Source organism: Arthrobacter sp. RT-1 (assembly GCF_003367205.1).
In the GTDB taxonomy this organism is placed as follows: domain Bacteria; phylum Actinomycetota; class Actinomycetes; order Actinomycetales; family Micrococcaceae; genus Arthrobacter.
Map to the genome: position 1 here is coordinate 12,924 of NZ_QRGQ01000004.1, position 12,898 is coordinate 25,821.

Genomic DNA, 12,898 nt, shown 5'->3' on the forward strand with positions numbered 1-12,898 from the left:
CCAACAACTGCAGGACCGCGCCGACCAGGCAGCAGGAAGGAAAGGGGGACGGGTGAAGTTTATTGGTGCCGGCGCCCGTCCCGGCCGCCCCCAAGTGGACCATGACCGGGTTTTCACCATCCCAAACCTGCTCACCGTGGTCCGGTTCATGGGGGTCCCACTCTTCATCTGGCTCGTCCTGGCGCGGAAGGAGTACGGCGCCGGTGTGGTTGTCCTTGCGGTGATGGCCAGTACCGACTGGATTGACGGGTACGTTGCCCGCCGCTTTGACCAGGCCTCCAAGCTCGGGCGGGTCCTGGACCCCATCGCCGACCGCCTGGCGCTGATCGCCGTCGCCATCACCCTGGTGATTGCCGGCGTCGTGCACTGGCTGTACCTGGCGGCGCTGGTCATCCCGGACGCGGTACTCCTGGTGCTGACACTCTCGCTGTTCGGCGGCCATCCCGACCTTCCTGTCAGCGCTGTTGGCAAGGTGCGGACCGGGCTGCTGCTCCTGGGCACGCCGATGCTGCTCCTCTCCCGGCTGGACACCGGGTTCTCGGACGGATTGTTCGTGGCCGCCTGGATTGTGCTCGGGCTGGGCCTGCTGGGCCATTGGATCGCTGCGTACAACTACTTCTGGGCGATCCTGCGCAAGGGCAGGATGCGCACCGGGCACGACGGCGGGACCACCTGATGGTGTGGGTCGCCGTCGTGCTTGCGCTGCTTGGGGCCTTCTGCCTCGCCCTTGGTGCCCAGCGCCAGGGAAGCGCCGTCAAGGCTGACACCGGCGGCCTGGCCCTGAGCTCCAACGGTTTCCTCCGCCTGCTCCGCAATCCCCGCTGGGTCTTCGGACTCCTGCTGCTTGGTGCCGGGATGGCCATGAACGCGGTGGCGCTCGTGTCCGCCCCGCTCACAGTTGTCCAGCCAATCGGTGCCATTGCGCTGGTCATCACCACCGTCATCAACGCCAAGGACCAGGACCTCACCATCAACCGGGCCACGGTGGTGGCGATCGCGGCCTGCGTGACGGGCTCCGCGCTCTTTGTCCTCCTTGCCGTTAACGTGACGCAGGAGAACCATCATGTGAGCCTGGACGCGGAGCTCACCATCGTGCTGCTGCTGGCGCTTGCCGTCGGGCTCTTCGGCACTTTGGCCGTTATGTTCAAGCACCGGATCAACGCTTTCGTCTATATCCTGGGCGCCGGAGTCCTCTTTGGCTTCGTGGCCGTCCTCACCCGGATCATCGGCAAGCACATGCTGGATCCCAACGGCCTCTTCCTGCTGAACGTGCAGTGGTACTCCGTGGTGGCACTCGTTGCCGCCGGCGGGCTGGGGTCCTGGTTCGTCCAAAGCGCATACTCCTCGGGTCCGCCGGACCTGGTGATCGCCGGACTGACGGTGATCGACCCCATCGTGGGGATCGCCATCGGAATCGTCATCCTGGGGGAACTGCGGCCGGATGTGCACGCCGTCATGGCGATTGCCATGGGAACCGCCGCTTCCCTTGCTATCGTTGGGGTTATCGCCCTTTCCAGGCACCATCCCGAGGTCACCAAGCGCAAGAAGGACGCGCGGAAGGCCGCGGGCAGGCCGTCCCACTAGCCCCCATTCCCGCCTACCAGATCCAGCAGTTCCACGAAGCCCCGGCGCCACATGCCAGGCCAGACGTGCAGTCAGTCGACGCTGTCCGCACCGTGACCATCAGGAGTTCTCCACGTGACCACGCCCGCCGACCAGACGCCGCTGACCATCCTGATCGCTGCTGACACCTATCCGCCCGACATCAACGGCGCAGCCCAGTTCGGCTACCGCCTGGCCAAGGGAATGACCGGCCGCGGGCACAACGTCCACGTCCTGGCCTGCCGCAACGGCAAGGGCAAGAGCTTTAGCGAATTCCGCGACGAAGCCACCGTGCACCGGCTCCGCTCTCACAGCGTGCCCACCCACGAAACCTTCCGGATCTGTTTTCCCTGGGAGATCAAAAAGGAAATCAGCCTGCTGTTCGACCGCGTCAAGCCGGATGTTGTCCACATCCAAAGCCACTACATGATCGGCGAGCACGTCCTGTATGAAGCCGTGAAGCGCGGCGTCAGGATCGTGGCCACCAATCACTTCATGCCGGAAAACCTCAACCCGTTCCTGCCGTTTCCCCAGTGGTTCAAGGACATCATCGGGCGCATCTCCTGGAAGGACATGGGCAAGGTGATGGGCAAGGCGGACGTGGTCACCACACCAACACCACTGGCGGCCAAAGCCATGCACGAGCACGCATTCCTCCGGAAGGTCCTGCCGCTCTCCAACGGTATCGATTCTGCCGCCTACGAGCTCCAGCCCGGCGAGCAGATTGAGCCGCACCCGCACCCCACCGTCATGTTCGCGGGCCGGCTCGCGGAAGAAAAGCATGTGGACGTGCTCATCAGGGCAATCGGCAAAACGCCCCCGGAACTGAACGTGCATTTGGAAATCGTGGGCGGCGGCGAGGTGCGCGCCTCCCTTGAGGAGCTGGTGCAGCGGCTCGGCCTGGGCAGCCGGGTGAAGTTCCTTGGCCTCGCGAGCGACGAAGACCTGCGGAAGGCCTACATCCAGGCTGATCTCTTCTGCATGCCCGGCACCGCTGAGCTGCAGTCGCTGGTGACCCTGGAGGCCATGTCTGCCTCCACCCCGGTGGTGCTGGCGGACGCCATGGCGCTGCCGCACCTGGTGCGCGACGGTGAAAACGGCTACCTCTTCACACCGAATGACAGCGATGACCTCGCCAAGAAGATCACCCAGATCCTGGAGCTTCCAAAGGACCAGCGCGAGGCCATGGGCCAGGCCAGCCGGCAAATGGTGGAGCCGCACAGCATCCAGGGCACTCTGCAGACCTTCGAGGACCTGTACCGCGGCGCGGGCTTCGAAGACAAGGTGGTCTAAACCCCTTCCGGGGTTTGCTAGAGTGTTTTTGCCCTGCTGGAGCCGACATCCGAACGGATCGGGATCTGCAGGGCGCACGGGGCTATAGCTCAGCTGGTTAGAGCGCGGGACTCATAATCCTAAGGTCCTCGGTTCAAGTCCGAGTAGCCCTACACGGAACGAGCCCCTGACCTGCGGAAACGCAGATCAGGGGCTCTTCTCTTTTGAAGTTCTAAGGTAGGCATCCACCGGAAACCCACCGGAATCATTCCATGCGCTGGCCGAATGCCTCCAGCAGAGTCGTGTTGTCTGGGGCCTCGTGGGTCTTCTGGACGTAGTGCTTCCGCGTGACGTTCTCGCTGGAGTGCCCCAGCTGGGCGGACGCCACGGCCATGCCTGAGGAGGCCTCCAGCAGGGTTCCTACCGTCCGATCACCACTAGGGAACGAGATATCAGGGGGCAGACTGTGGTGACATCGAAGTTCTTAGCCAAGAATCTGCGAGACCCAGCGCGTCCGCCAGCCACGTCCCGGAATACAACCCATCTCTCTCCAACCGATGTTGCATTGGAGTACACCAATACACAACGAATCGCTAGGGACTGCTGATACTGCGTTGCATTGGGGTCGGTTGCCGATCTTATGCAACAGATGTGCCCGGGGTTCAGTCATGGCGCATCAGCGTTCTCGGAATTTCTGCAATGGGACCTTTGATGGGACACCGGGGAGCGGAACCGGTGGGGCGCCTGCGTTCCGCGCGGGTGAGCTCGGCCGAGCGGGACAAGGCACTGCAGGTCCGGGATCTGGAAGCCGCCGGTTTCTCTCAGGAGTCAGGCGTGCGCTGCGCCCCGCCGTCGGGACCCACGTCATCGCAATCCACCCAATCTGTCGGGGCATCCCACTAGAGTGTTTTCTTATGGGAGAAGATGCTGACCAACCAGCTCGATCGGAGGCGACGATTGAGCCCCGGCTCGTGATGAAGGGCGATGACGACAAGCCGTTCATCCAAGGCGAGTTCTTCGTCGCCGCGTACCAGCGCGGCTACCGCTGGGGACGCGACGAAGTACGCCAACTTTTGGAGGACATCAAGACCCACAAGGGTGAAGCTGGCGGGGGCGCGCCCACCGCTTATTACCTCCAGCCGGTCGTCGTGTTGAAGCGCGATGGTGTGAGCTGGGAGCTCGTCGACGGCCAGCAGCGCCTAACAACCCTGTTCCTGATCACGAAGTACGTCGCCACGAAGATCGCCGGCTCGAAGTTGGACTATCTGCTTACCTACGAAACCCGATTAGGTAGCCGCGACTTCCTGGAGACTCTCGACTTCTCGCGCCGTGATGAGAACATCGACTACTACCACATCGCCCAGGCGTACGAGGTTATCGGAGAGTGGTTCGACGAACAGCCGAACGTCACGCAGGCCGCTATCAATTTCCACACGGCGCTTGCTAACTGGGTTTACGTCATCTGGTACGAGGCGCCGCCGGGCACCGACGCCACCGCACTTTTTACGCGCCTGAATCGTGATCGCATCCCGCTGACGGACTCCGAGTTGATTAAGGCGCTGGTGCTGTCAAACAGCGGCGGAACCGGCGGCAAGTCGGGGCGGCAACAGGAGATCGCTGCCCAATGGGACGGGTTCGAGAGGGATCTTCGTGAGCCGCAGTTCTGGGCATTCCTCACGCGTTCATCGACCGAAAGAGCGACGCATATCGACTTCCTCTTCGAGTCCATGACGCCGAAGGCGGGTCTAAGAGAACGGCCCCGCTACTGGACCTTCGGCAAAGTCCAGGAGGATATCGCCGAGCGGGGAACGGCCGCCTTCTGGCGGGACGTCGTCGAGCGTCACGGACTGCTGACGGGGTGGTTCCAAGACCGCGATCTCTACCATCGGATCGGCTACCTCATCCAGGTCGGTGACTCGATCCAAGAACTTATCGACCTATCCCGATCCCGGACGCAGTCGGTCTTCCGAGAGGTGCTCGTTGAGCGAACGCGCAAGCGCCTTGGTCTAAGTACTGACAAGGTTTCCCTCCTGCGCTACGGGAAGGATAACGGTAAGTGCACCGAGGTGCTGCTCCTCATGAATGTTGAGACCGTGCTCGGCAGCAGCGACATCGGGAGCCGCTTCTCGTTCCACGCCTATGTCGATAACTGGTCGCTGGAGCACATCCACGCACAGAACTCCGAGGCCTTCGAGAAGGAGCCCGAGCGTCGAGACTGGCTACGGACGCACAGGAAGAAGATCGAAGAGTCTCACTGGCCGCGAGATCAGCGTCCCGGTGTGGACGGGATCATCGATAAGATCAACGCTCATCTGGCCATGGCCGACGGTAAGACCGATGAGCGGAGTTTCGACTGGATCTTCAGGCAGGTCCTGGCGTTGTTCAGCGCTCCTGACGCTGACGCCGCCGATGAGGACACGCACGGACTCGGCAATCTCGCGCTGCTCCAACGCGACCTCAACAGCAAACTGAACAACGCGGTCTTCGCCCTCAAACGCGAACAAGTGATCGGGCTCGACCAGGATGGGGCCTACATCCTGCCCTGCACCCGCAACGTCTTCTTGAAGTACTACACGGCCGCGGCCGACCAGCAACTCTCCTTGTGGGGTCCACAGGATCAGGCCCACTACCTCACTGCGTTGATCGACAAGGTGAAGCGCTTCCTGATTGTCGAGAGCTCTCCCGCTAACGAGGTCCACGCATGAAAGGCTACCCAGTCACGTTCCTCGGCCTATTCGACGAACCCGTCGGAGACTGTCCCCGTATCACTGAGATCGAGATCCCGATCATCCAACGTGACTTCGCGCAGGGCCGAGCTGACGAGGAGGTCAGCGCCCTCCGGGACCGCTTCCTGGACAAGGTCATCGAAGCCGCCACGACTGACAGACACATGGGCCTCGACTTCGTGTACGGCGACGTTCAAGCCGGAATCCTGCAGCCACTCGATGGCCAACAACGCCTCACTACGCTGTTCCTACTGCACTGGTACGTCGCTTCGCGCGCAGACAAGCTCGACCCGGACGCCCCTTGGCTGCGCTTCTCCTACTCGACCCGGCCGACAGCTAGAGACTTCACCCAGACCATCGCCAACAACGCGTATCCCGGCGGGCTGGCCTCTCCATCGGCTTGGATCAGCGACCAGCCGTGGTACGTCTACCCGTGGCGCCACGACCCGACCATCTCATCGATGCTCGTCATCCTCGACGCGATCCATCGACGGCTCGACCCGCACACCGACGAAATCGACGCCATCTGGAACCGGCTCGCAGCTCGCCCCGCCGACGTCCAAAACAGCGCCATATGGTTCCTGTTCCTCCCCGTCGTCGATATCGCCCACGGCGAAGACCTCTATATCAAGATGAACTCGCGCGGGAAGCCACTGACGACGTTTGAGGTCTTCAAGGCGGACTTCGAAAGCATCATCAAGTCAGCCGACCCTGACTGGCACAAGCACCTCGTCGAGAGCATCGACGGAGCCTGGGCTGACCTGCTCTGGGAGTACGAGAAGCGAGCGGCGAGCGACTACAAGATCGACGACGAGTTTGAGCGGTACCTCACGTTCATCATCGAAATCTGTGAGTGGCGCGACGGGAAACCTGACCGAAAGTGGCACGACAAGCAGGCACGAAGGCTATGGCCGATCGAGGAACGAGCCCGACTCGCCTTCGCCGACCCCGACAACGAACATGCCGCTCGGAATCGAGACTTCTTCTTCCACGCGTTCGACACGTGGATCGACGCCGGTCCCGGCACCCACATCAGAGTTCCTCCCGACCCGAGCGCCGAGTTCAGCAAGCTGTTCACCGCCGGCGGCGTCGGGGAAGGACCGATTCCGCTCTTCTCCACAACTCCTGACCTGTTCGGTGGCTGCCTCCTCCGGTACGCGTCCGACTTCACGGCACAAGAGACGCTGCTCCTCTTCGGAGTCCTGCTCGCGCGACAGGCCGACGACACGATAAGTCAGGCCGAGATAGCCAAGCGCCTGCGTTCTCTACGCAATGTCACTGCCGCATTCCTCGACTTCAATCGCATGCCTGCCTACGTGGCACAGACCGAGAAGCTGATCGTTCACGGCGAGCTGGAGGATTCAGGGGCCTTCCGAAGCGATTGGGTTGCCGATGAGGTCCTCAAATGGTCGTTTCTGGACGAGCACCCGGAAGCCATTGACGCCGTGCATCAACTCGAAGACCACCCACTGGTTCGCGGACGCATCATGGCGTTCGAGCTCGATGCAGCCACGCTGGAAGCACGCGCTGAAGCATTCGCAGACGTGAGCCGGCAGGAACTGCGCGACCTGCTCGGCGCCGCGCTGCTCACGAAAGGGGACTACTCACGCGATGTTGGCTGGGCGGGAAGGCGTCGCCAGCTCGGAAGTTCCCAAAAGGACGACTCCTGGAGCGACATGCTCACCACGGGGTCTCGGGCGAATCTCGCGAACATGCGCGAGCCGCTGATGGCTCTGCTGGACGACATCGCCACACGGGCGGCGACCGGTACGAATCAGCCGAGCGACGCCCTCGATGCGATCCGCGCCCAATGGCTCGCTGAACGCGAGTCCCGCAACTTCTACGACTGGCGATACTACCTCGTCCGCTACTCCGGCGCCCGCAGCTCGAAGGGCGATGGCTACTACGACGGCACCTACGACAGCACAATCGGCGGATTCGCTTATCAGCGCCTCCGGATGCTTCACGGTAGCAACTACAACGCCTATTTCAGCGACGCGCTGCTACACGCGGCCTGGGTCAACGGCTCGCTTGGTTCTGATGCCGAGAAACCAAGTTGGTGGCACCGCGACGACCCAGGCCTTACGCTCAAGAAGTCCCGCATCGAGATCCGCTGTGATGACGACTCCTTCGAACTCGTCCTTCCAGACGGCCGTGAGACCGTCGAGACCAAGGTCGCCAACGCCTTGACGGCGTTCGATTCTGACGACCAGTTGCGGGTTTTGGTCCAGCAGAATCCCCAAGACGGCAGGCTAGTGGATAGCGAGGACCGGATACAGCTCTGCGTGCGACTGGTGCGCGCGTTGGCAGATGAGGGCCTCTGACGGTCATCGCAGGACGCCGCAACCGAAGCGTTTGCGTCCTTCGCTCCAGAGTGGCGCACCTTAACGAAAATTGTCGGCGGCAGGAGTCACCCGCCCCGTGATCCCCGGGGTCTAGAGCGATGAGGGCTCCGCTGTCCCTGTTCATGACGCCGCCCTCATCAAGTCGGACTCCGCGCGGATGCGCTCTACGGAGTTCTCTCGCACATCACGAAGAGTCCACTCGAGCCCGTCGACCATGATCATCGCGAGTCGGGCGATGTGCTCTACCTTGGCGCGCTGCTCGGCCGTCATCTCGACCGCAGTGTCGAGGAAGACCCAGTCGAACTGGCCCGGGGAGAAAGTATTAACGGTGAGTGCATCGCGGAAATCGACCGGGTAGATTGCTGCGGCCCTCGGATGCTTGCGGATCAGGAGATTGAGCATCGCCTGACTAGAGTCAACGCCCGCGTAGTGGTCCGCACTGGTGAGCCCAAGGTCGAGCACTCGACCGGTGCCGCAGCCGATGTCGAGAACGTGGGGCGGGTACTTTCCCCGAGCACCATCGAGGAGCCGCTTGACACGGTTCGACTCCCCGGAACCGGTGGGGTGCAGGACGTCCCACATAGTGGCGACCGCGTCGTACGACGACTCGATACCGCTGACCGTGGATGGCGCGTTCTGGATTCCGTAGAACAGCCCAGTGGTTGCGCGGTTGACGAGTGTGGTGTCGGTGAAGTGCTTGTCCTCGGTCCACCAGCGGTACTTCCCGTCGGGGCTGAGGAGATAGACCTTGGTCAACGAGTAGTACTTGCCCGGCTGCCCGAAGGTGTGGATCACGCGCGCGGCGCGAACCATATCCTCGTGGGTCACGCCCGAGGTGCGCCCTTCGACGATGTAGTGGTGGGGTGCCGTCTCGGCATAGGTCTTAGCGAACGTCCACTCCAGGGAGGTTGCAAACTCCAGCCACCAATCCAGGTCCTGCTGGGTAATCCGGCCTTCAGTCATCTGTCTTCTCCTAGTTACGTGCGTCCGGTCTCGTAAGATCAGGATGCACGGCACCTCCGACAAAACCGCTGCTCAACGTCGTTGGAGGGTGTCGCGACGTTGGTGCGCTGGCGACTGATGCACCGATAGATGACAGCCTGAGCTGTCTTGCTTGTAGGCGGGCCCGGAGGGACGCAGCAGATGCCCGTAGATCGCCACCCATCCACCGCACAAGGCGAACTCAGATGGTCGTCGCTTGCGGCAACTCTCGGATCGCCGGTACAGGGTCGCCCTGGACCGGCCGAGGTCACGGGCGACCTGGGTGCCAGGCTCCCCGTCCTCGATCAGCGTGACAGCATTGCGGATCTAGGAGCCCGTGAAGGTCTAACGCCGCCCACCGAGATCCTTGCCGACAGCCCTCCATCGAATGGGGTGGGGTAGACACATACGGTGGCTTTCGCCCACCGCTAACCCACCGGAAACAACGAGCAGGATCGGAAGGCAATGATCAGCTGGAATCGCTCGAGGGGCGCTATTGCTTGGGATCCGCGGGGTGATGGAATCCACCGGAAACGGACGAAAGGCAGGAATTGCTAATCCTAAGGTCCTCGGTTCAAGTCCGAGTAGCCCTACATTCCTCCCAAACCGCGGCCGACCTCTTCGGCCGCGGTTTTTCTGTGCCCACAGCCGTTCCTTTGCTCCCCGGTTCTTTGCTGGAAGGCCGATCTGGGGTATGTTACTGACCAGTAACTTACCGCGCCCCGTCCCTGGGGGCGCCGGTCACCGCCGATCACCTGTGAGGTACCCATGTCCACGTCCATGCCAAGTGTGAATGACCTTCCCTATGCTGACGGCGACTTCTACGCCTTTGAGCAGCTGCTCAGTGCCAAGGAGCAGGACCGGCTCGCTGAAGTCAGGGACTTCCTGGCCCGGGAGGTCCGGCCCATCGCCGTGGACTGCTGGAACCGCGGCGAATTTCCCATGGACCTCATCCCCAAGCTCGCCGACATCGACCTGGTGAGCCCCGTCCGGCGGCAGGGTTACTCAAACCTGTTTGCGGGACTGCTCCATGCCGAAGTAACGCGCGCTGACGCATCCATTGCGACCTTCATGGGCGTCCACGACGGATTGTTCACGGGCTCCATAGAAGCCCTGGCCTCCCAGGAGCAAAAGGACGCGTGGCTTCCCGAGATCTACGCCCTGAAGAAGATCGGCGCCTTCGGGCTCACCGAGCCGCTGGGCGGAAGCGATGTAGCCGGGGGAACCCGCACCACGGCCCGGCGGGACGGCGGCAACTGGATCCTGAACGGCGCCAAACGCTGGATCGGCAACGCCACCTTCTCGGACTGGGTGGTCATCTACGCCCGCGATGTTGAGGACAACCAGGTCAAGGGATTCCTGGTGGACACCACCCTTGCAGGATTCAGTGCCACAAAGATCGAGAACAAGATCTCGCTCCGGACCGTCCAGAACGCCGACATCACCCTGACCAACGTCACTGTGCCGGACTTCTTCAAGCTTGCCCACGCCAACAGCTTCCGCGACGTCAACAAGGTCCTCAAGGTCACCCGGCTCGGCGTCGCCTGGCAGGCCGTTGGCCTGCAGATGGCCGCCTTCGACGTTGCCCGGCGCTACGCCGTGGAGCGCCACCAGTTCGGCAGGCCCCTGGCCTCCTTCCAGCTCGTGCAGAACCAGCTGGTCCGCATCCTTGGCAACACCGTCAGCTCCATGGGCATGATGGCCAGGCTTTCGCAGCTGGAGGACGCCGGCCTGGCCAAGGACGAACAGTCGGCGCTGGCCAAGGCCTTCACCACGGAGCGGATGCGGGACAGCGTGGCCCTCGGCCGAAGCATCCTGGGCGGCAACGGGATCGTGACGGACTTCGAGATGGCCAAGATCTTCGCCGATGCGGAAGCCATCTACTCCTATGAAGGAACCGCCGAGATCAACACCCTGGTGACCGGCCGGGCCATCACCGGCATATCGGCCATCGTCTGACCGCAGCCGTTGCCGCCGTACCCCCATCGGGACTACGGCGGACCGCCGAGCGGCAGCAGGATGGAGGGCCGCAGGTCCATCACGAACTGCAGGGGATTGACATAGTCCTCGCCCCGCCGGACGCCCCAATGGATGCAGGCGGATACCCCGCAGTGCCCGGGAAGGGCGGTACCGATGACCTGTCCGGCGGCTACCGGGTTGCCCGCCGCCAGGGTACTCTCCACCGGTTCAAAACTGCTGCGCAGCCCGTTGCCGTGATCAATGGTGATGACCGGCCGATCCACCACCACGCCCACGAAGCTGACCGTTCCGGCCGCAGGTGAGGTGACCGGGGCGCCGTCGTATCCTGCCCCAAGGTCCACGCCCCGGTGCCCGCTCAGCCAGGGCTTTGGCGGGGGATCGAAATTGCGCAGAACCTTCGGGCGGGGTGCTAGCGGCCACTGCCACGAGGGCGCGGGCACGGCCGCGCCCGCGTCCCCTGCCGCCGTCGTGCCGGCCGCGTGAACGGCAGGGGAGAAGCTGGACGGCAGCGGCTGCGTGGTGGAGGCCACCGACGCGGGAAGGAGCAGGAGGGCTGCGAGGAGGAGCGGAGGTTTCATGCGTCCAGCATGCGCCGCCCGAAACAGGGCCGGCAGGGCGGATCAGGCCTATGTGGATAAGGCCCCGGGCAGGGTACCTGCTGTCCGCCGGACGCAGGCGCCTGTAGTACACTTGGTGGAGCAGTTTGCTGCGCCCTCAACGCTTCCCGTCCCAGTGGTTCACCCCCGCGGTGCATCCCCTTGTCCGGATTGCGTCGGCACATCTCATTCAGGAGTGTGGGGGAGCAGCAGCTGACTACGCGCATCCAGCCCTCCACATGGTGAAGCCCCGGCAACGCCTGTGAAGGATCGCGCCTCCTGCGGTCCGTGCTTATGGCACGGATGGGAAGCGTGATGGATGCCAGGAGCACGGCCCGGCCTGGGCCACGCTAATCAACCGTCAACTATTGGCAGGGTAAGAAGCCTCCGGGCTCTCTCATGAATGACCTGCCGGAAGGAGCGTCGGCATGCCCGTCGTAACTATGCGCCAGCTGCTTGACAGCGGCGTCCACTTTGGACACCAGACCCGCCGTTGGAACCCGAAGATGAAGCGCTTCATCTTCACCGAGCGCAACGGCATCTACATCATCGACCTTCAGCAGTCGCTGTCCTACATCGACCGCGCCTACGAGTTCGTCAAGGCCACCGTTGCCCACGGCGGCACCGTGCTCTTCGTCGGCACCAAGAAGCAGGCCCAGGAAGCAATTGCCGAGCAGGCAACCCGCGTTGGCCAGCCCTACGTGAACCAGCGCTGGCTCGGCGGTATGCTGACCAACTTCCAGACTGTCGCCAAGCGCATCCAGCGCATGAAGGAACTCGAAGAGATCGACTTCGACGACGTCGCCGGTTCCGCATACACCAAGAAGGAGCTGCTGCTCCTCAAGCGCGAACTCACCAAGCTCGAGTCCAACCTCGGCGGTATCCGCAACTTGACCAAGGCACCCTCCGTGCTCTGGATCGTGGACACCAAGAAGGAACACCTCGCCGTTGACGAGGCCAAGAAGCTGAACATCCCGGTTGTTGCCATCCTGGACACCAACTGCGATCCGGACGAAGTCGACTTCCCGATCCCGGGCAACGACGACGCCATCCGCTCCGTGAACCTGCTGACCCGCGTTGTTGCCGACGCCGTTGCTGAGGGCCTCATCGCCCGCAACAACCGTGGCACGGGCGCCACCGAAGCTCCGGAAGAGCCGCTGGCTGAGTGGGAGCGCGAGCTCCTCGAAGGCAGCAAGGCCGAGGAAGCTGCGGCAGCCCCTGCTGCTCCGGCAGAAGAAGCTGAAGCCCCGGCTGCCGCCGAGGCTCCCGCCGACGACGCCAAGTAACACAACTAAATCCGGATTCTCCGCGCTTACCAGCCGGAGCTGCTGACAGGATGGCCGCCCGCTTTCGCGGGCTGCCGTCCTGTCGGTCCGTACACCACAACAAATTTCTA

Annotated in this window: 11 protein-coding genes and 1 tRNA gene; 8 read left to right on the forward strand and 4 right to left on the reverse strand. The window is 63.0% G+C overall.

What is annotated here, in order from left to right; translation table 11 throughout:
• Positions 1-52 precede the first annotated feature (52 nt).
• The 4 genes from DXK94_RS05135 (at position 53) to DXK94_RS05150 (ending at position 3,047) form a co-directional block, all read left to right on the forward strand.
• Entirely contained in the window at positions 53-676 is a 624-nt protein-coding gene (locus DXK94_RS05135; protein WP_079595556.1) for a CDP-alcohol phosphatidyltransferase family protein, read from the forward strand.
• On the forward strand, positions 676-1,584 hold the full coding sequence (locus DXK94_RS05140) for a DMT family transporter (RefSeq protein WP_079595555.1): 909 nt from the start codon (positions 676-678) through the stop codon (positions 1,582-1,584). The genes DXK94_RS05135 and DXK94_RS05140 overlap by 1 nt, the downstream gene beginning before the upstream one ends.
• Positions 1,585-1,698: 114 nt before the next feature.
• Complete coding sequence (locus tag DXK94_RS05145; protein WP_079595554.1) at positions 1,699-2,895, forward strand: glycosyltransferase; 1,197 nt, start codon at positions 1,699-1,701, stop codon at positions 2,893-2,895.
• Between the two features lie 78 nt (positions 2,896-2,973).
• Positions 2,974-3,047 (forward strand) — tRNA-Ile (locus tag DXK94_RS05150).
• A gap of 92 nt (positions 3,048-3,139) precedes the next feature.
• Here the strand turns inward: DXK94_RS05150 and DXK94_RS21600 are convergent.
• Positions 3,140-3,268, reverse strand: coding sequence for a hypothetical protein (locus DXK94_RS21600; RefSeq protein ID WP_258868441.1), 129 nt, complete (start codon positions 3,266-3,268; stop codon positions 3,140-3,142).
• 520 nt (positions 3,269-3,788) lie between these two features.
• On the opposite strand from DXK94_RS21600, the gene DXK94_RS05155 reads away from it, so the two are divergent.
• Positions 3,789-5,579, forward strand: coding sequence for a DUF262 domain-containing protein (locus tag DXK94_RS05155; protein WP_181884742.1), 1,791 nt, complete (start codon positions 3,789-3,791; stop codon positions 5,577-5,579).
• A complete protein-coding gene (locus DXK94_RS05160; protein ID WP_115524131.1) occupies positions 5,576-7,924 on the forward strand; it encodes a DUF262 domain-containing protein in 2,349 nt (782 codons plus the stop codon). Before DXK94_RS05155 ends, DXK94_RS05160 begins: the two co-directional genes overlap by 4 nt.
• A 141-nt stretch (positions 7,925-8,065) precedes the next feature.
• Here DXK94_RS05160 and DXK94_RS05165 read toward each other — a convergent pair whose 3' ends face one another.
• Both DXK94_RS05165 and DXK94_RS21885 read right to left on the reverse strand, forming a co-directional pair.
• Positions 8,066-8,908 carry a class I SAM-dependent methyltransferase gene (locus tag DXK94_RS05165; protein WP_115524132.1) on the reverse strand — a complete coding sequence of 281 codons (843 nt, stop codon included), beginning with the start codon at positions 8,906-8,908 and terminating at the stop codon, positions 8,066-8,068.
• A 72-nt stretch (positions 8,909-8,980) separates the two neighbouring features.
• Positions 8,981-9,253: a helix-turn-helix domain-containing protein gene (locus DXK94_RS21885; protein WP_395928297.1), complete on the reverse strand. Its 273-nt coding sequence runs from the start codon at positions 9,251-9,253 to the stop codon at positions 8,981-8,983.
• 441 nt (positions 9,254-9,694) lie between these two features.
• On the opposite strand from DXK94_RS21885, the gene DXK94_RS05175 reads away from it, so the two are divergent.
• Complete coding sequence (locus DXK94_RS05175; protein WP_115524133.1) at positions 9,695-10,885, forward strand: acyl-CoA dehydrogenase family protein; 1,191 nt, start codon at positions 9,695-9,697, stop codon at positions 10,883-10,885.
• Between the two features lie 32 nt (positions 10,886-10,917).
• Here the strand turns inward: DXK94_RS05175 and DXK94_RS05180 are convergent, their stop codons facing one another.
• The gene (locus DXK94_RS05180) at positions 10,918-11,484 is read right to left on the reverse strand and encodes a M23 family metallopeptidase (protein ID WP_115524134.1); all 567 of its coding nucleotides are present in this window, start codon (positions 11,482-11,484) and stop codon (positions 10,918-10,920) included.
• A 446-nt stretch (positions 11,485-11,930) separates the two neighbouring features.
• On the opposite strand from DXK94_RS05180, the gene rpsB reads away from it, so the two are divergent.
• Positions 11,931-12,788 (forward strand): 30S ribosomal protein S2, encoded by an 858-nt coding sequence (gene rpsB, locus DXK94_RS05185; protein ID WP_079595551.1) that lies wholly within the window; start codon positions 11,931-11,933, stop codon positions 12,786-12,788.
• Positions 12,789-12,898 lie beyond the last annotated feature (110 nt).

Coding starts and splice junctions, on each gene's coding strand:
- DXK94_RS21600 (WP_258868441.1), bottom strand. CDS start 3,268: ATGGCCGTGGCGTCCGCCCAGCTGGGGCACTCCAGCGAGAACGTCACG.
- DXK94_RS05140 (WP_079595555.1), top strand. CDS start 676: ATGGTGTGGGTCGCCGTCGTGCTTGCGCTGCTTGGGGCCTTCTGCCTC.
- DXK94_RS05160 (WP_115524131.1), top strand. CDS start 5,576: ATGAAAGGCTACCCAGTCACGTTCCTCGGCCTATTCGACGAACCCGTC.
- DXK94_RS05165 (WP_115524132.1), bottom strand. CDS start 8,908: ATGACTGAAGGCCGGATTACCCAGCAGGACCTGGATTGGTGGCTGGAG.
- DXK94_RS05180 (WP_115524134.1), bottom strand. CDS start 11,484: ATGAAACCTCCGCTCCTCCTCGCAGCCCTCCTGCTCCTTCCCGCGTCG.
- DXK94_RS05175 (WP_115524133.1), top strand. CDS start 9,695: ATGTCCACGTCCATGCCAAGTGTGAATGACCTTCCCTATGCTGACGGC.
- DXK94_RS05155 (WP_181884742.1), top strand. CDS start 3,789: ATGGGAGAAGATGCTGACCAACCAGCTCGATCGGAGGCGACGATTGAG.
- rpsB (WP_079595551.1), top strand. CDS start 11,931: ATGCCCGTCGTAACTATGCGCCAGCTGCTTGACAGCGGCGTCCACTTT.